The following is a 16,792-nucleotide window of genomic DNA, read 5'->3' as shown; positions in this document are numbered from 1 at the left end:
GAATCAGACGCTGGACCACTGGCCTACCCGTCGGTAGCATCCTGTTCATGGCAGACACGAAGCAGGCAGAGCGCAAGGTGGCGAAGCTCGCCAAGGAGATCGGCGCCTTCGCCAAGCGGCACGGCGGTGCGGAAGGCCAGCTCGCGTACATAGGACAGATGGGCACCCGCATCGTGCTCGTCGGCGAGGACGGCGAGTGGGGCGACCTGGTGGCCCCCAGCCACGCCGTCGCGCAGAGCGCGGCCGAGAAGGCCGGGATCACGCTCCACGAGTCCTTCGACGGCGACTTCGCGGCCAAGGTGCGCACCGGCCCGTACGAGTGGAGCCGGATGGCAGGCATCCAGATCGGTGGCCCGTCCAACGACAGGTCGTAAAGCCGTCGAGCCACCGTCGAGCAACACCTGACGCGGGGGTCACCCGTTAGAGCCTGTGGAAGCACATCCACCACAGGAGCCCCGGATGATCGATACGCCCTCTCTGGTGGACCAGTACTGCCACGGAGTTCTCCGTACGGAGCTCGGTCTCGGCACCTTCGAGACCTACCTGGGCAGGACCCCCGCGCCCCCCGCCCCGGGCACCACCTTCTTCGACACCCAGACCGGTTTCGCGGTACGCCGATGGTGCCCGCCGCTCCTCGGCCTCGAACCGCACTGCCCGCCCGCGCGCTACCTCGCGCGCCGCAGGGAACTCGGCGTGCTGGAGTCGGGCAGGCGGCTGCTGAGGGGCACCGGAATTTCCACCTATCTGGTGGACACCGGACTGCCGGGCGACCTCACAGGGCCCGGAGAGATCGCCGCCGCGGGCGACGCGCAGGCCAGGGAGATCGTGCGCCTGGAGCTGCTGGCCGAGCAGGTCGCCGACACCTCGGGCACCGTCGAGGGCCTCCTCGCCAACCTTGCCGAAGCCGTGCACGGCGCGGCCGCTTCCGCCGTCGCCTTCACCTCGGTCGCGGGCGTACGCCACGGACTCGCACTGGCCCCGGACCCGCCGGGACCCGGCGAGGTGCGCGGGGCGGCGGGGCGCTGGCTGGCGGGACGCGGAGTCGGCGGCCGCCTCACCGATCCCGTACTGCTGCGGCACCTGCTGTGGATCGCCGTCGCCTCCGGGCTCCCGCTGCAACTGCACGCGGGAACGGCGGGACCGGGCCTGCGCATCGACCGTACGGACCCGATGCTGCTCACCGACTTCGCCGCCGCCACGGCAGGCCTGGGCACCGATCTGGTGCTGCTGCACGGCTATCCGTACCACCGGCACGCCGCGCACCTGGCGAGCGTCTTCCCGCATGTGTACGCCGACCTCGGCCCCGCACTCGCCCACACCGGGGCACGGGCCGCCGCCGTACTCGCGGAGATCCTTGAGCTCGCGCCCTTCGGCAAGCTGCTCTTCTCCAGCGGCGCGCGCGGCCTGCCGGAGCTGCATGTGGTGGGCGCACGGCTGTTCCGCGAGGCGCTGCGCAGCGTCCTCGGCGGCTGGGTCGGCGACGGCGCGTGGTCACGGGTCGACGCGGAACGGGTCGCCGGGATGATCGCGGCGGGCAATGCCCGCCGCGTCTACGGCCTGCCGGACCGGTCGTCAGACGGTGGCGGACACCGATGAACCGGACCGGGCGGGCAGCGTGCCCGCCGCTTCGAGCGGGCGCTCGCGCAGGCTCAGCGCCAGCCGCAGGACCGCGATCCACATGAGAGCGGAGCCGAGCATGTGGACGCCGACCAGGATCTCGGGCACCTCGGTGAAGAACTGGACGTAACCGATGCCGCCCTGCGCGAGCAGGACGATCAGCAGGTCGCGGGCGCGGGCCCGGGTGTCGTCGGGGGCGTCCACCACGCGCAGGACCAGCCACATGGCGATGGCCAGCGCACAGACGACCCAGGCGGCGACGGCGTGCAGGTGCGCGGCGTCGACCCAGTCCCACGGCATGCGCGGTACGTCGCTGCTGTCACCGGCGTGCTTGCCCGAACCGGTCACCGTCGTACCGAGCGCGATGAGCAGTCCCGCGGTCACGACGAGCACCCAGGACAGCTTGCGGACGGGACGCGGAACACGCGGCCGGGGGGCGGTGTCGCCCTCACGCGTGCGCTGCCAGGTGATCACGGCGACCGTCAGCAGGGCGTTGGCGAGGAGGAAGTGCCCCGCCACCGTCCAGGGGTTGAGGCCCGCCCAGACCGTGATGCCGCCGATGACGGCGTTGCCCATGACGACCCAGAACTGGATCCACCCGAGGCGGGTGAGGCTGCGCCGCCACGGCTTGGTGGACCTGGCCGAGACGATCGCCCAGCCGACCGCGGCCGACAGGACGTACGTCAGCATCCGGTTGCCGAACTCGATGGCCCCGTGGAGGCCCTGTTCGGGCGTCGCGAAGAGGCTGTCGTCGGTGCACTTGGGCCAGGTGTCGCAGCCGAGGCCGGAGCTGGTCAGCCGTACCGCACCGCCGGTGACGATGATGACGACGGTCATCACGACGGCGGCGAGGGCGGCGCGCTGGAGCGTACGGGGGGTGGGCGTCCAGCGCTGCGCGATGAAAGCGAGGGGGGTCAACACGGCAACCATCGTAGGGCGGGGCTTGTGCAGCTTTTCACGAGGGGGTCGGGGGGAGTCGTCTCCCCGGGGGAAACGCAGCACGAGGGGGTCTGGGGGAGTCGTCTCCCCGGGGGAAACGCAGCACGAGGGGGTGCGGAGCAGGCGTTTTTCTATTCCCAGCGGAAGAAACGGGCGGCCGCGCCCAGGCCCAGTACCGCCCACGCCGCAAGGATCCCGAGGTTGCCCCACGGGATTCCCGCGCCGTACTGGAGTACGTCGCGCAGACCGTCCGACAGGGCCGAGATCGGCAGCAGCCCGAGCACCGACTGAGCCGCGTCCGGGAATTTGTCGAGCGGCACGACCACGCCGCCGCCCACCAGCAGCAGGAGGAAGACGAGATTGGCGGCGGCCAGAGTGGCCTCTGCCTTGAGCGTGCCGGCCATCAGCAGGCCGAGGCCGGAGAAGGCGGCCGTACCGAGGAAGAGCAGAAGGAGTACGGAGAACGGGCTGCCGTGCGGGGACCAGCCGAGACCGAAGGCGATCGCTGTCAGCAGCGCGACCTGGAGGACCTCGGTGACCAGCACCGAGAGGGTCTTCGCGGTCATCAATGCCCAGCGGGGCAGCGGAGACGAGCCGAGCAGTTTGAGCACGCCGTAGCGGCGCTCGAAGCCGGTCGCGATGGCCTGCCCCGTGAAGGCGGTGGACATGACGGCCAGGGCGAGGATGCCGGGGGCCAGGAAGTCGACGGACTTGCCCGCGCCATTCGGTGAAACAGGCACAGTGACGATGTCGACGGCCGAGAACAGCACCAGCAGCAGCGCCGGAATGATCACTGTCAGGAGCAGCTGCTCGCCGTTGCGCAGCAGCATCTTCGTTTCGAAGGCCGTCTGCGCCGCGATCATCCGCGGCAGCGGCGCCGCGCCGGGCCGAGGGGTGTAAGTACCGACGCTCATGAACGGAGATCCTTACCGGTCATTTCCAAGAACACGTCCTCCAGAGTGTGCCGCTCGACCGCGATGCCGTCCGGCATCACGCCGTGCTGTGCGCACCAGGAGGTGACGGTGGCCAGCAGCTGCGGGTCGACCTTGCCGGTGATCCGGTACGTCCCCGGCGTCAGCTCGGCGGCCAGGCTGTCCGCGGGCAGTGCTTTGAGGAGGGACGCGACGTCGAGCCCCGGGCGTCCGGTGAAGCGCAGGGTGTTCTCGGCGCCGCCCCGGCACAGTTCGGCGGGGCTGCCCTGTGCGATGACCCGGCCCGCGTCGATGATCGCGACGTCGTCGGCGAGCTGCTCGGCCTCGTCCATGAAGTGGGTGGTCAGGACGACGGTGACGCCGTCCGTACGGAGCTCGCGTACGAGATCCCAGGTGGACCGGCGGGCCTGCGGGTCGAGGCCCGCGGTCGGCTCGTCCAGGAAGACCAGTTCGGGACGGCCGACGACGGCCATCGCCAGTGCGAGCCGCTGCTGCTGTCCGCCGGACAGCCGCCTGTACGTCGTACGGCCGCAGCTGCCGAGCCCCAGTCGCTCGATCAGCCCATCGACGTCCAGCGGATCTGCGTGCAGTTTGGCCTTGTGGCGCAGCATCTCGTCGGCCCTGGCCCCCGAGTACACGCCGCCGGACTGGAGCATCACCCCGATCCGGGGGCGCAGCTCCGCCGCGTCGGCGACCGGGTCGAGGCCCAGGACACGCGCGGTGCCGGCGTCCGGTTTGCGGTAGCCCTCGCAGGTCTCGATCGTGGTGGTCTTGCCGGCTCCGTTGGGACCGAGGACGGCGGTGACAGTGCCCGCACGGACCTCCAGGTCGAGGCCGTCGACCGCGGTCTTTGTTCCGTACCGCTTGACCAGTCCTACGACCTGGACGACGGGGTCACGGGAGGTCCGGGGGGTGTCCCCCTGGAAGGCACTGCGCATGGTGGGAAGTCTAGGCAGGCGGGTGAGGGCACCGCGGCGAGGGTCCCGGCCATAGTCGGCCACCATGGCCGGATTGATCATTTCCGCAGGTCAACTTAGGTGTACCTAAGTGATGCAGCCCACCGGCGCTTGATCAGGACGCGGGTTGTCACGCTCTGAGGAATTACGCAACAATGGCGTTGTGAAATACGTCGGCGAGGTCCCGCAGGAGGAACTCGCGACCGGTGAGCGCTCCACGCGCAACCGGATCGCGCGCTCCGTCCTGGACCACGGCCCGTCCACCGCCGCCGATCTCGCGAAGCGCCTCGGCCTCACCCAGGCCGCGGTCCGCCGCCACCTCGACTCACTGGTCGCGGAGAACGTCGTGGAGCCCCGTGAACAGCGGATCTACGGCCAGCGCACGCGCGGCAGGCCCGCCAAGGTGTTCGCACTCACCGACTGCGGCCGGGACGCCTTCGACCAGTCCTACGACAAGCTCGCGGTCGACGCGCTGCACTGGATCTCCCAGGCGGCCGGCGGCGGCGAGAAGGGTGAAGCGGCAGTCGCCGCCTTCGCCCGGGCGCGGATGAACGCCCAGGCAGAGGCATACCGCAAGGCCGTCGAGGCCGTCGGCCCCGAAGAGCGCACCGAGGCTCTTGCCAAGGCCTTGTCGGTCGACGGGTACGCTGCTACGGCGCGAAACGCACCGGTCGGCGAGCAGCTCTGCCAGCACCACTGCCCGGTCGCCCACGCGGCCGAGCAATTCCCGCAACTGTGCGAGGCGGAGACCGAGGTCTTCTCCAGCCTGCTCGGAACGCATGTGCAACGTCTGGCCACCATCGCCCACGGCGACGGTGTGTGTACGACGTTCATTCCGCGCAGCACCGCACAGACCACCCCATCAGCATCTGCAAGCACGCCCGGGAGGAACCCCGCATGACTCTCCCCACGGAGACTGCCCACCCCGAACTCGAGGGTCTGGGTACGTACGAATTCGGCTGGGCCGACTCCGACGTGGCCGGCGCTGCGGCAAAGCGCGGTCTCTCCGAGGCTGTCGTCCGCGACATCTCGGCGAAGAAGAGCGAGCCGGAGTGGATGCTGAAGCTGCGGCTCAAGGGCCTCAAGCTGTTCGGCAAGAAGCCCATGCCGAACTGGGGCGCGGACCTGTCGGGCATCGACTTCGACAACATCAAGTACTTCGTGCGCTCCACGGAGAAGCAGGCGGAGTCCTGGGAGGACCTGCCCGAGGACATCAAGAACACGTACGACAAGCTCGGCATCCCCGAGGCGGAGAAGCAGCGCCTCGTCGCCGGTGTCGCGGCCCAGTACGAGTCCGAGGTCGTCTACCACCAGATCCGTGAGGACCTGGAGGAGCAGGGCGTCATCTTCCTCGACACCGACACCGCGCTGAAGCAGCACCCGGAGCTCTTCCAGGAGTACTTCGGCACGGTCATCCCGGTCGGTGACAACAAGTTCGCCTCGCTGAACTCGGCCGTGTGGTCCGGTGGCTCGTTCATCTACGTGCCCAAGGGCGTCCACGTCGACATCCCGCTCCAGGCCTACTTCCGTATCAACACGGAGAACATGGGCCAGTTCGAGCGGACGCTGATCATCGTCGACGAGGACGCGTACGTCCACTACGTCGAGGGCTGCACCGCCCCGATCTACTCCTCGGACTCGCTGCACAGCGCCGTGGTCGAGATCATCGTGAAGAAGGGCGGCCGCTGCCGCTACACGACCATCCAGAACTGGTCGAACAACGTCTACAACCTGGTCACCAAGCGCGCCGTGGCGTACGAGGGCGCGACCATGGAGTGGGTCGACGGCAACATCGGCTCCAAGGTCACGATGAAGTACCCGGCCGTCTACCTGATGGGCGAGCACGCCAAGGGCGAGACCCTGTCGATCGCCTTCGCGGGCGAGGGGCAGCACCAGGACGCCGGCTCCAAGATGGTGCACATGGCGCCGAACACCTCCTCCAACATCGTCTCCAAGTCGGTGGCGCGAGGTGGCGGCCGTACGTCCTACCGCGGTCTCGTCGAGATCGGCGAGGGCGCCCCGGGTTCCAAGTCGAACGTGCTCTGTGACGCGCTGCTGGTCGACACGATCTCGCGCTCCGACACGTACCCGTACGTCGACGTCCGCGAGGACGACGTGTCCATGGGCCACGAGGCGACGGTCTCCAAGGTTTCCGAGGACCAGCTCTTCTACCTGATGAGCCGGGGCATGACGGAGTTCGAGGCGATGGCGATGATCGTCCGCGGCTTCGTCGAGCCGATCGCCAAGGAGCTGCCCATGGAGTACGCGCTTGAGCTCAACCGGCTGATCGAGCTGCAGATGGAGGGCTCGGTCGGCTGACGCCACCGTCCCCCGCAGCGACTGATTCCTGACCCAGAGAGAGAGCACTACGACAGCCATGGCTGAGGCTCAGAACATTCCGGTGGGCTCCACGACCTCCGGTTCCATCGCGGTGGCCGCCGAGTCCACCGTCGCCACGCGCATGAGCGCCCCGCCGTCCTTCGACGTGGCGGACTTCCCGGTGCCGCACGGCCGCGAGGAGGAGTGGCGCTTCACGCCGCTCGATCGCCTGCGCGGTCTGCACGACGGCACCGCCGAAGCCGGCGGTGTCCTCACCGTCGAGGTGAGCGCCCCCGACGGCGTCACCGTCGAGACGGTGGGCCGCGGCGACGCGCGGCTCGGCAGGGCCGGCACCCCGGTGGACCGGGTCGCCGCTCAGGCGTACAGCTCCTTCGAGAAGGCCTCGGTCGTCTCGGTGCCCAAGGAGATGGTGCTGACCGAGCCGATCCGGATCGGCGTGCACGGCAGTGGCGGTACGGCGTACGGCCACCAGGTCGTCGAGCTCGGCGCCTTCGCCGAGGCTGTCGTCGTCATCGACCACACCGGTGACGCGGTGCTCGCCGCCAACGTCGACTTCGTCGTCGGCGACGGCGCGAAGCTGACCGTCGTGTCCGTCCAGGACTGGGACGACACGGCCGTGCACATCGCCCAGCACAACGCGCTGATCGGCCGCGACGGCTCGTTCAAGTCGGTCGTGGTGACCTTCGGCGGCGATGTCGTACGTCTCCACCCGCGCGTGCAGTACGCGGGCACCGGCGGTGAGGCCGAGCTCTTCGGCCTGTACTTCACCGACGCCGGCCAGCACCAGGAACACCGGCTGATGGTCGATCACAACACCCCGCACTGCAAGTCCGACGTCGCCTACAAGGGCGCACTCCAGGGCCAGGACGCGCACGCCGTGTGGATCGGGGACGTCCTCATCGAGGCCGCCGCCGAGGGTACGGACACGTACGAGATGAACCGCAACCTCGTCCTCACGGACGGCGCCCGCGTCGACTCCGTACCGAACCTGGAGATCGAGACCGGCGAGATCGTCGGCGCCGGACACGCCTCGGCGACCGGCCGCTTCGACGACGAGCAGCTCTTCTACCTCATGGCCCGCGGCATCCCGGCCGGAGAGGCCCGCCGCCTCGTCGTCCGCGGCTTCTTCGCCGAGCTGGTGCAGAAGATCGGTCTGCCGGACGTGGAGGAGCGCCTCCTCGACAAGATCGACACGGAGCTGGAGGCATCCGTCTGATGGCCTTCGCCCGAGCCTGTGCGCTGAGCGAGCTGGAGGAGGACACCCCGAAGAGGGTGGAACTCGACGGCACGCCGGTATCCGTCGTCCTCACCGAGGGCGAGGTGTTCGCGATCAACGACATCTGCTCGCACGCGAACGTCTCCCTCTCGGAGGGCGAAGTCGAGGACTGCATGATCGAGTGCTGGCTGCACGGTTCGAGCTTCGACCTCCGCACCGGCAAGCCGTCCGGCCTTCCCGCGACGCGCCCCGTCCCCGTATACCCCGTCAAGATCGAAGGGGACGATGTGCTCGTCTCCGTCACACAGGAGTCCTGAGACACCCATGGCAACGCTTGAAATCCGCGACCTGCACGTTTCCGTCGAGGCCGACAACGCCACGAAGGAGATCCTCAAGGGCGTCGACCTGACCGTGAAGCAGGGCGAGACCCACGCCATCATGGGCCCCAACGGCTCCGGCAAGTCCACCCTCGCGTACTCGATCGCGGGTCACCCCAAGTACACGATCACCAGCGGCACCGTCACCCTCGATGGTGAGGACGTCCTGGAGATGACCGTCGACGAGCGCGCCCGCGCCGGCATGTTCCTGGCCATGCAGTACCCGGTCGAGGTCCCCGGCGTCTCGGTCTCCAACTTCCTGCGTACGTCGGCGACGGCGATGCGCGGCGAGGCCCCCAAGCTGCGTACCTGGGTGAAGGAGGTCAAGTCCGCGATGGAGACGCTCCAGATGGACCCGGCCTTCGCCGAGCGCAACGTCAACGAGGGCTTCTCCGGCGGTGAGAAGAAGCGCCACGAGATCCTCCAGCTGGAGCTCCTCAAGCCGAAGATCGCGATCCTCGACGAGACCGACTCCGGCCTCGACGTCGACGCGCTGCGCCAGGTCTCCGAGGGCGTCAACCGCGTCCACTCGACCGGTGAGGTCGGCACCCTGCTGATCACGCACTACACGCGCATCCTGCGCTACATCAAGCCGGACTTCGTCCACGTCTTCGCCAACGGCAGGATCGTCGCGTCCGGCGGTCCGGAGCTCGCCGACGAGCTTGAGGCCGAGGGCTACGAGAAGTACACGAAGGGTGGCCCCGTGAGCGGAGCGAACTCAGAGGAGGACGTCGCGTGACACAGCTGCCGGGCCTTCTCGACACCGAGGCGATCCGTAAGGACTTCCCGATCCTGGATCGCACGATCCACGACGGCAAGAAGATCGTTTACCTGGACAACGCGGCGACTTCGCAGAAGCCGCGCCAGGTCCTCGACGCGCTGAACGCGTACTACGAGCAGAGCAACGCCAACGTCCACCGTGGCGTGCACGTGCTCGCCGAGGAGGCCACGGCGCTGTACGAGGGCGCCCGCGACAAGGTCGCCGCCTTCATCAACGCGCCGAGCCGCGACGAGGTCATCTTCACGAAGAACGCCTCCGAGTCGCTCAACCTCGTCGCCAACATGCTGGGCTGGGCCGACGAGCCCTACCGCGTGGACAGCGACACCGAGATCGTCATCACGGAGATGGAGCACCACTCCAACATCGTGCCGTGGCAGCTGCTCTCGCAGCGCACGGGCGCGAAGCTGAAGTGGTTCGGCATCACCGACGACGGCCGGCTCGACCTGTCCAACATTGACGAGATCATCACCGAGAAGACGAAGATCGTCTCCTTCACGCTGGTCTCCAACATCATGGGCACGATCAACCCGGTCGAGACGATCATCCGCCGTGCGCAGGAGGTCGGCGCGCTGGTCTGCATCGACGCCTCGCAGGCCGCGCCGCACATGCCCCTCGACGTACAGGCGCTGCAGGCCGACTTCGTGGCCTTCACCGGCCACAAGATGGTCGGCCCGACCGGCATCGGGGTGCTGTGGGGACGCCAGGAGCTCCTTGAGGACCTCCCGCCGTTCCTCGGCGGCGGCGAGATGATCGAGACTGTTTCGATGAGCTCGTCGACGTACGCGCCCGCTCCGCACAAGTTCGAGGCCGGTACGCCCCCGATCGCGCAGGCCGTCGGCCTCGGCGCGGCCGTGGACTACCTCACGTCGATCGGCATGGAGAACATCGCCGCGCACGAGCACGCGATCACCGAGTACGCGGTGAAGCGCCTGCTGGAGGTACCCGGTCTGCGGATCATCGGCCCGACGACGGCCGAGGAGCGCGGGGCGACGATCTCGTTCACACTGGGTGACATCCACCCCCACGACGTGGGCCAGGTCCTCGACGAGCTGGGCATCGCGGTCCGCGTCGGACACCACTGCGCGCGGCCCGTCTGCCTGCGGTACGGAATTCCTGCGACCACGCGAGCGTCGTTCTATCTGTACTCCACGCCGGCCGAGGTCGATGCCCTGGTCGACGGCCTGGAGCACGTCCGGAACTTCTTCGGCTGAGGACTGGGATCGTGAAGCTGGATTCGATGTACCAGGAAGTCATCCTGGACCACTACAAGCACCCCCACGGGCGCGGGCTCCGGGACGGCGACGCCGAGGTGCACCACGTCAACCCGACATGTGGCGACGAGATCACGCTTCGCGTGAAGTACGACGGCGACACGATCGCCGACGTCTCGTACGAGGGCCAGGGCTGTTCCATCAGCCAGGCCAGTGCCTCCGTGCTGAACGACCTGCTGGTCGGCAAGGAGCTGGCCGAGGCGCAGAAGATCCAGGCCACGTTCCTGGAGCTGATGCAGTCCAAGGGCCAGATCGAGCCGGACGACGCGATGGAAGAGGTGCTGGAGGACGCGGTCGCGTTCGCCGGTGTCTCGAAGTATCCGGCGCGTGTGAAGTGTGCTCTGCTGAGCTGGATGGCATGGAAGGACGCGACGGCCCAGGCACTGGGCGAGAGCGCCGAGAGGAAGACCGCATGACTGACAACGCTGCGACACCCACCGAGGACCTCAAGACCAAGCCGGCCTCCGAGGACGAGGTCCGCGAGGCTCTGTACGACGTGGTCGACCCCGAGCTGGGCATCGACGTCGTCAACCTCGGCCTGATCTACGGCATCCACATCGACGACTCCAACATCGCCACGCTCGACATGACGCTGACGTCCGCGGCCTGCCCGCTGACCGACGTCATCGAGGACCAGGCGAAGTCGGCGACCGAGGGCATCGTCAACGAGCTGAAGATCAACTGGGTCTGGATGCCGCCGTGGGGCCCGGACAAGATCACGGACGACGGCCGCGAGCAGCTCCGCGCGCTCGGCTTCAACGTCTGAGACGAGCCGACCGACCAGCCAGACTTCCGAGAGGCCCCCGGCACTGCCGGGGGCCTCTCGGCGTATCAGTACGGTCCGAGTACGGTCCGCTCAGTACCGGTCCGCCGCCGCCTCGGCGAGCACCGGGGCCAGGTTCTCCTTGCGGATGCGCTGGTCGACGTACAGCAGGCCGGTCACCAGCTGGGGGAAAGTGGTGGCCACGATCTGGCTGATGATGCTGCCCAGCAGGATGAAAACGAGGTACGAGCCCATCGCGACGAGGGCCTCGCCCACACCGGGCTCGGGACCCACCTCGGCCATGCCCGGCATGCTCGTCAGCGCGCCGATCATGGTGAGCGGGAGCTGGATGATGTAGCCCGCGACCATGGCCATGATCGAGGCCAGCACGGTGATGCCGAAGATCCGCCACCAGGCGCCCTGTACCAGCTGCGACGAGCGGCGCAGCGCCGCGACCGGCCCCTGCGACTCGAAGACCACGGCGGCAGGCGCCAGGCTGAACCGCACCCAGAGCCAGACGGCCAGCGGGATGAACGCGAGGAACACCACGAAGCCCAGGGCCGCCCAGGCACCACTGGTGTCCTGCGACAGGAACGACACGATCAGCACGACGTAACTGACCATGAACAGGCCCATGGTGACCATGGCGACCAGCCAGGGCAGCAGCATCGCGCCGATGACGGCGGGCACCCGCGGCCAGGCACGGCGCCACACCGCGCCGAAGGTCGTACGGCGGCCGAGCACCGCGTCCTGCAGCACCGCGGGGCAGGCGGCCATGATGGTCGCGGTGGCTACCACCATCGACAGCATGGCGACGATCCACACCACGCCGAAGGAGATCAGCAGAGTCCACAACTCGTCCCACGGCGGGTCCTCGTCGTTGGCGCTGTCGAAGACCGTCTGCAGGGTGTCGTGGGTGGCGGAGAGGGCGATGGCGACGGCGCCGACCACCACGAGCAGCGCTCCGCCGTACATCAGCACGGCTATGCCGAACAGCTGCTTCCAGTAACGGCCCATGGTGGTGAACGTGCCGCCCAGGATGTCACCCAGGCCGAGCGGACCGAGGGGTATCACCCCCGGCTTGGGCGGCGGGGGCGGAGGCGGCATCCATCCGCCGCCCCAGCCGGGCGGCGGGGGTCCTGCGTACGGTCCGCCGCCGTGGGGGCCGTTCCATCCCGAATCGTGCGCCACTGTCACTCCGTTACGTTTCATGCCCTGACCAGGCGCTACACCGTAACGGGTGGGCGCCTGGGGCGGAATGGCGGTGCGGTGCGTTCCTCGCTTATGTGTACGGTCGTACACAACGGTGTGTACCTTCGTGCGCATGCCATACGTACTGCTGGCCGCGGCCATTGCGGCGGAGGTGGCCGGGACCACGGCCATGAAGTACAGCTACGGGTTCAGTAAGCTCTGGCCCTCGATCGGCACAGTCGTCGGCTATCTGCTGGCCTTCAGCCTGCTCGCGCAGACCCTCAAGTCCATGTCGGTCGGCACCGCCTACGCGATCTGGGCGGGCGTCGGCACGGCAGCGGTCGCCGCCATCGGCATGTTCTTCCTCGGCGAGTCGGCGAACGCCGTCAAGCTGACAGGCATCGGGCTCGTCATCGTCGGGGTCGTACTGCTCAATCTCGGGGGCACGCACTGATGGCCCGCCGTTACGACCCCGAACGGCGCCGCCGCATCATCGACGCCGCGATCCGGGTGGTCGGCAGCAAGGGCATAGCGGGCCTCAGCCACCGGTCCGCCGCGGCCGAGGCCGATGTGCCGCTCGGTTCGACGACGTATCACTTCAAGACCCTCGACGAGCTGTTGGTCGCCGCCCTGCGCCAGGCGAGCGAAGGCTTCGCGAAGCTCGTCGACGAGCGCGCCGCCCTCCAGGATCCCGAGGCCGACGTCGCGGAGGAGCTTGCCGCGCTGATGGGGGAGTGGATCTCCGGGGACCGTACCGGCGTCGAGCTGGAGTACGAGCTCTACCTCGCCGCACTGCGCCGGCCCGCGCTGCGCCCCGTCGCCGCCGAGTGGTGCGCGGGAGTGGCCGACCAACTGGCCCGGCGCACCGACCCGGTCACCGCGCGGGCGCTGGTCGCTCTGATGGACGGGATCTGCCTCCAGGTGCTGCTGACCGGAGCCGAGTACGACGCGGCGTACGCCCGGGAGATGCTCAATCGGATCCTCGCCGGCCGTTCTTGACACCGGATTTGACGTCAGCTTTGACGCCGGCTCTGACACTGGCCAGCGCCGCCTCGACGCTCGCCCCGATGTCCGTGATCGGGTAGAGGACTTCGCGGATCTTACGGTCCTGGTCCACCACCAGCGTCAGCCGCTTCAGCCTGCTGATCCCTGCGACACGGAACGTCGGCAGCCGCAGCGCCGCCGTCAGCGTCAGGTCCGCGTCCGACAACAGCGGGAAGCGCAGCCGCTCCTTGTCGGCGAACGCCCGCTGCTCGTCCGGGCGTTGTGCCGATACGCCGTGCACGGTCGCGCCCGCCGCCGTGAACTCGGCCAGCTGATCGCGGTACGTGCAGGATTCGAGGGTGCAGCCGGGGGCGCCCGGGATTCCGGCCCAGCCGGGCGGATAGGCGTCCGGGCGGGCGTACGCGCCGGGGAAGCAGTAGAGGACGGTGTACGGAGTATGCGCCGCGACCGGGTCCCTCGACTCACCGTCGTAATCCGGCAGCTGAAGCTCCGGCAGGCGCGTGCCGCGCAGGGCGTGCACGCGCTCGGCCTCCTGCGAAGCCTCCGCGGTCGTCGCCATCGTCTCGCCCTCTCCCAGCAGCCAGGTGTCGCCCCCCCCAAGTGGACGTGAAGGTTGTGGACGACGTGGCGACGGTGCGTAGATCCGGGTTGGGGTTCCAGCGTGGCGACATAAACCGACCGTAGTATGGTGGTCGCTATGAGTGAACGAGGGTTGGGGAAGCGGCAGTTCGGGCATCGCGCCCGACTGGTACTTTCCCCCGTCCTGTCGCTCAAGGCTGATGATCAGGCGCACGCCGCCCGCACGATGTGGAATCTTCTCCATGCGTGGTGGCAGATGGTGCCGAAGGAGAAGCGGACGTTAGCGAACGCGGACGCCGCGATTCGGCAGGCGCGTAAGGACATCGACTTCCTCGCCGTGCTGCCCGCGCAGGCCGCGCAGGCGGTACTTAAGACGTACTTCCAGGCGTGGAAGAACTGCTGGGAGGGCCGGGCTGATGCCCCGAACTTCAAGGCCCGGTTCCGCACGGTGATGTCCGTGGACATCCCGCAGGGCCGGGACCTGAACATCACCCGCGTGCACCGCCGCTGGGGCGTGGTCAACATTCCCAAGGTGGGTCGCGTCCGGTTCCGGTGGACCAAAGACCTTCCCGTAGGCAAGCACGCCAACACCGACAACCGGATCACCGGGGCCCGGTTGGTCAAAGACGCGCTCGGCTGGCACATCGCCTTCCGTGTCCAGGCCCTCGAAGCCGAACCCGAGCCTCATACCGGTCCCGAGGTCGGTATCGACGTGGGCGTCACCGTGCCCATTGCCCTCTCCGACGGCGAGACGTACGACCACGACGAGTGGCTGACCAAGCAGGAGCAGGCCAAGCTCCTGCGCCTTCAGCAGCGTGCCGCCCAGCGCAAGCAGCACCGCAAACCGGGCGAGCGCACCTCACGCCGGTTGAAGCACACCTATGACCAGATCGCAGGACTGCGCGCGAAAGCCAAGCGCCGGGCACTGGACTGGCAGCACCAGACCACCACCGCCATCGCCAAGAAGTACGGCACTGTCGTGGTGGAAGCACTTCACATCACGAACATGGTCAAGTCCGCCAAAGGAACAGTGGACCAGCCGGGGAAGAACGTCGCCCAGAAAGCCGGGCTGAACCGCTCCATCAGCGGCGAAGCGTGGGGCCGGACGGTCACCATGCTGGCGTACAAGACCGCCCAGCACGGCGGCACCTTGGTCAAGGTCCCCGCCCCCCACACCTCCCAACGCTGCTCCGCGTGCGGTTTCATCACACCTGGCAGCCGGGAGTCCCAGGCCGTGTTCGTGTGCAAGAACCCGGACTGCGGCTGGTCGGGCAACGCCGACCACAACGCAGCCCGCAACGTCTTGCACCTGTACCGGATGGGCCTCGCGCTCATCCCGGCTGCCGGGAGGGCAGTCGTCAGGCGCGCGAAGCGCGTCAAGCCCACCACCGCAAGGTAGGTGGGAATCTCCCGGATTCAGCCGGGAGAGCACTTCAAAAGACCCCGGCCACCGCCTACGTCGCCGACCAGGCGCCCGAGCACGCCCAGGGCCGCTTCCAGAGCCTGTACGCCGGTGTCTCCGTCAGCGGCGTCATCCTCGCCCCGCCACTCGGCGGCGCACTGTACGCCGCCGCGCCCGCGCTGCTGTGGCCGCTGAGCGCGGCGCTCGCGGTGGCCGCCGGACTGGCCGTACTGGCGGCGGGCCGGATGCGTACGCCGGGGGAGTCCGCGGGGGAGCCTGCGGGGCAGGCCGCAGGCGAGTGCCGGGACGGGCGCCCGCCAGCCGAGACCGGTTCGCCCACGCGGGCCAGTGCCGGTTAGGTTCGTGTCATGACCGATACGACTGCTACTCGCACCACCGGCGCCGTCGCCGCCGGACTCGCCACTCTCGCCGCCGACGGCACCGTCCTCGACACCTGGTTCCCCGCCCCCGAGCTCGTCGCCGAGCCCGGCCCCGCCGGCACCGAGCGCCTCACCGCCGAGCGCGCCGCCGAGCTGCTCGGCGCGACCGCGCCGAAGGCCCTCGGCCCCGACGCCCGCCGCGGTGTCGAGGTCGTAGCCGTCCGTACGGTCATCGCCTCGCTCGACGACAAGCCGCTGGACGCCCACGACGCGTACCTGCGCCTCCACCTGCTCAGCCACCGCCTGGTCCGGCCGCACGGCCAGAACCTGGACGGAGTCTTCGGTCTCCTCTCCAACGTCGCCTGGACCTCGCTCGGCCCGGTCGCCGTGGACCAGGTCGAGACGGTGCGCCTGAACGCCCGCGCCGAGGGCCTGAACCTCCAGGTCACCTCGATCGACAAGTTCCCGCGGATGACGGACTACGTGGCCCCGGCGGGCGTCCGTATCGCCGACGCGGACCGGGTCCGCCTCGGCGCGCACCTGGCCTCCGGCACCACCGTCATGCACGAGGGCTTCGTCAACTTCAACGCCGGCACCCTCGGCACCTCCATGATCGAGGGCCGTATCTCCGCTGGTGTCGTCATCGGTGACGGCTCCGACATCGGCGGCGGCGCGTCCACCATGGGCACGCTCTCCGGCGGCGGAAAGCAGATCATCTCGATCGGCGAGCGCTGCCTGGTCGGTGCCGAGGCGGGCGTCGGCATCGCGCTCGGCGACGAGTGCATCGTCGAGGCGGGCCTGTACGTGACCGCGGGCACCCGCGTCACGATGCCCGACGGCCAGATCGTCAAGGCGCTGGAGCTGTCCGGCGCGAGCAACATCCTCTTCCGCCGCAACTCGGTGACCGGCGCCGTGGAGGCCCGCCCGAACAACGCGGTGTGGGGCGGGCTCAACGACGTACTGCACAGCCACAACTGATCAGCCTGCGCGCCCGCCTGCGCGCCCGCCTGCGCGCTGGAGCGCCCCTCCACGGCCCCGGACTG

The 16,792-nt window shown here is 68.9% G+C and carries 18 protein-coding genes and 2 pseudogenes; 15 read left to right on the top strand and 5 right to left on the bottom strand.

The genetic code is table 11. From position 1 onward, the window contains the following. Positions 1–47: 47 nt before the first annotated feature. Both PXH83_RS04710 and PXH83_RS04705 read left to right on the top strand, forming a co-directional pair. Entirely contained in the window at positions 48–374 is a 327-nt protein-coding gene (locus PXH83_RS04710) for a hypothetical protein (protein ID WP_274556983.1), read from the top strand. An 85-nt stretch (positions 375–459) separates the two neighbouring features. Beyond that, positions 460–1,596, top strand: coding sequence for an amidohydrolase family protein (locus tag PXH83_RS04705; RefSeq protein WP_274556981.1), 1,137 nt, complete (start codon positions 460–462; stop codon positions 1,594–1,596). On the opposite strand, the gene PXH83_RS04700 is transcribed toward PXH83_RS04705, so the two are convergent. From PXH83_RS04700 to PXH83_RS04690, 3 genes are all read right to left on the bottom strand, one after another. Then, positions 1,573–2,547 carry a COX15/CtaA family protein gene (locus PXH83_RS04700; RefSeq protein WP_274556979.1) on the bottom strand — a complete coding sequence of 325 codons (975 nt, stop codon included), beginning with the start codon at positions 2,545–2,547 and terminating at the stop codon, positions 1,573–1,575. The two genes, PXH83_RS04705 and PXH83_RS04700, sit on opposite strands and share 24 nt — an antisense overlap. 140 nt (positions 2,548–2,687) lie before the next feature. Next, positions 2,688–3,470, bottom strand: a complete 783-nt coding sequence (locus PXH83_RS04695) for an ABC transporter permease (protein WP_274556977.1) — start codon at positions 3,468–3,470, stop codon at positions 2,688–2,690. Beyond that, complete coding sequence (locus PXH83_RS04690) at positions 3,467–4,426, bottom strand: ABC transporter ATP-binding protein (RefSeq protein WP_274556975.1); 960 nt, start codon at positions 4,424–4,426, stop codon at positions 3,467–3,469. Before PXH83_RS04690 ends, PXH83_RS04695 begins: the two co-directional genes overlap by 4 nt. 181 nt (positions 4,427–4,607) lie before the next feature. Between PXH83_RS04690 and PXH83_RS04685 the strand changes: the two genes are divergently transcribed. Genes PXH83_RS04685 through PXH83_RS04650 form a run of 8 tightly spaced genes read left to right on the top strand, consistent with a single transcriptional unit; the run spans position 4,608 to position 11,195 of the window. Beyond that, positions 4,608–5,345 carry a helix-turn-helix transcriptional regulator gene (locus PXH83_RS04685; RefSeq protein WP_274556973.1) on the top strand — a complete coding sequence of 246 codons (738 nt, stop codon included), beginning with the start codon at positions 4,608–4,610 and terminating at the stop codon, positions 5,343–5,345. Further along, positions 5,342–6,763: a Fe-S cluster assembly protein SufB gene (gene sufB, locus PXH83_RS04680; RefSeq protein WP_274556970.1), complete on the top strand. Its 1,422-nt coding sequence runs from the start codon at positions 5,342–5,344 to the stop codon at positions 6,761–6,763. The genes PXH83_RS04685 and sufB overlap by 4 nt, the downstream gene beginning before the upstream one ends. 58 nt (positions 6,764–6,821) lie before the next feature. Then, entirely contained in the window at positions 6,822–8,000 is a 1,179-nt protein-coding gene (gene sufD, locus PXH83_RS04675) for a Fe-S cluster assembly protein SufD (RefSeq protein WP_274556968.1), read from the top strand. Then, positions 8,000–8,317, top strand: a complete 318-nt coding sequence (locus PXH83_RS04670) for a non-heme iron oxygenase ferredoxin subunit (RefSeq protein ID WP_214914398.1) — start codon at positions 8,000–8,002, stop codon at positions 8,315–8,317. Before sufD ends, PXH83_RS04670 begins: the two co-directional genes overlap by 1 nt. Before the next feature lie 7 nt (positions 8,318–8,324). Next, positions 8,325–9,116 (top strand): Fe-S cluster assembly ATPase SufC, encoded by a 792-nt coding sequence (sufC, locus tag PXH83_RS04665; protein ID WP_274556961.1) that lies wholly within the window; start codon positions 8,325–8,327, stop codon positions 9,114–9,116. Continuing rightward, complete coding sequence (locus tag PXH83_RS04660; RefSeq protein WP_274556959.1) at positions 9,113–10,369, top strand: cysteine desulfurase; 1,257 nt, start codon at positions 9,113–9,115, stop codon at positions 10,367–10,369. Before sufC ends, PXH83_RS04660 begins: the two co-directional genes overlap by 4 nt. Before the next feature lie 11 nt (positions 10,370–10,380). Beyond that, complete coding sequence (gene sufU / locus PXH83_RS04655) at positions 10,381–10,845, top strand: Fe-S cluster assembly sulfur transfer protein SufU (RefSeq protein WP_274556957.1); 465 nt, start codon at positions 10,381–10,383, stop codon at positions 10,843–10,845. Beyond that, a complete protein-coding gene (locus tag PXH83_RS04650) occupies positions 10,842–11,195 on the top strand; it encodes a metal-sulfur cluster assembly factor (RefSeq protein WP_274556955.1) in 354 nt (117 codons plus the stop codon). The genes sufU and PXH83_RS04650 overlap by 4 nt, the downstream gene beginning before the upstream one ends. A gap of 90 nt (positions 11,196–11,285) precedes the next feature. Here PXH83_RS04650 and PXH83_RS04645 read toward each other — a convergent pair whose 3' ends face one another. Further along, complete coding sequence (locus tag PXH83_RS04645; RefSeq protein ID WP_274556952.1) at positions 11,286–12,404, bottom strand: DUF7847 domain-containing protein; 1,119 nt, start codon at positions 12,402–12,404, stop codon at positions 11,286–11,288. Between the two features lie 112 nt (positions 12,405–12,516). On the opposite strand from PXH83_RS04645, the gene PXH83_RS04640 reads away from it, so the two are divergent. Together PXH83_RS04640 and PXH83_RS04635 are read left to right on the top strand one after the other, a co-directional pair. Further along, positions 12,517–12,837 carry a DMT family transporter gene (locus PXH83_RS04640; protein WP_274556950.1) on the top strand — a complete coding sequence of 107 codons (321 nt, stop codon included), beginning with the start codon at positions 12,517–12,519 and terminating at the stop codon, positions 12,835–12,837. After that, a complete protein-coding gene (locus tag PXH83_RS04635) occupies positions 12,837–13,382 on the top strand; it encodes a TetR/AcrR family transcriptional regulator (RefSeq protein ID WP_274556948.1) in 546 nt (181 codons plus the stop codon). Before PXH83_RS04640 ends, PXH83_RS04635 begins: the two co-directional genes overlap by 1 nt. Here PXH83_RS04635 and PXH83_RS04630 read toward each other — a convergent pair. Next, positions 13,354–13,980, bottom strand: a pseudogene (locus PXH83_RS04630) (peroxiredoxin); the annotation flags it as partial. The gene PXH83_RS04635 and the pseudogene PXH83_RS04630 overlap by 29 nt on opposite strands. A 105-nt stretch (positions 13,981–14,085) precedes the next feature. On the opposite strand from PXH83_RS04630, the gene PXH83_RS04625 reads away from it, so the two are divergent. From PXH83_RS04625 to dapD, 3 genes and pseudogenes are all read left to right on the top strand, one after another. Continuing rightward, entirely contained in the window at positions 14,086–15,366 is a 1,281-nt protein-coding gene (locus PXH83_RS04625; RefSeq protein ID WP_274556946.1) for an RNA-guided endonuclease InsQ/TnpB family protein, read from the top strand. Positions 15,367–15,389: 23 nt separating this feature from the next. Further along, positions 15,390–15,728: pseudogene (locus tag PXH83_RS04620) on the top strand (MFS transporter); the annotation flags it as partial. Between the two features lie 9 nt (positions 15,729–15,737). After that, on the top strand, positions 15,738–16,727 hold the full coding sequence (gene dapD, locus PXH83_RS04615) for a 2,3,4,5-tetrahydropyridine-2,6-dicarboxylate N-succinyltransferase (protein WP_274556944.1): 990 nt from the start codon (positions 15,738–15,740) through the stop codon (positions 16,725–16,727). Positions 16,728–16,792: the final 65 nt, after the last annotated feature.

The sequence above is a fragment of the Streptomyces spiramyceticus genome, assembly GCF_028807635.1.
In the GTDB taxonomy this organism is placed as follows: domain Bacteria; phylum Actinomycetota; class Actinomycetes; order Streptomycetales; family Streptomycetaceae; genus Streptomyces; species Streptomyces spiramyceticus.
This window is presented reverse-complemented; position numbering and strand designations above follow the sequence as displayed.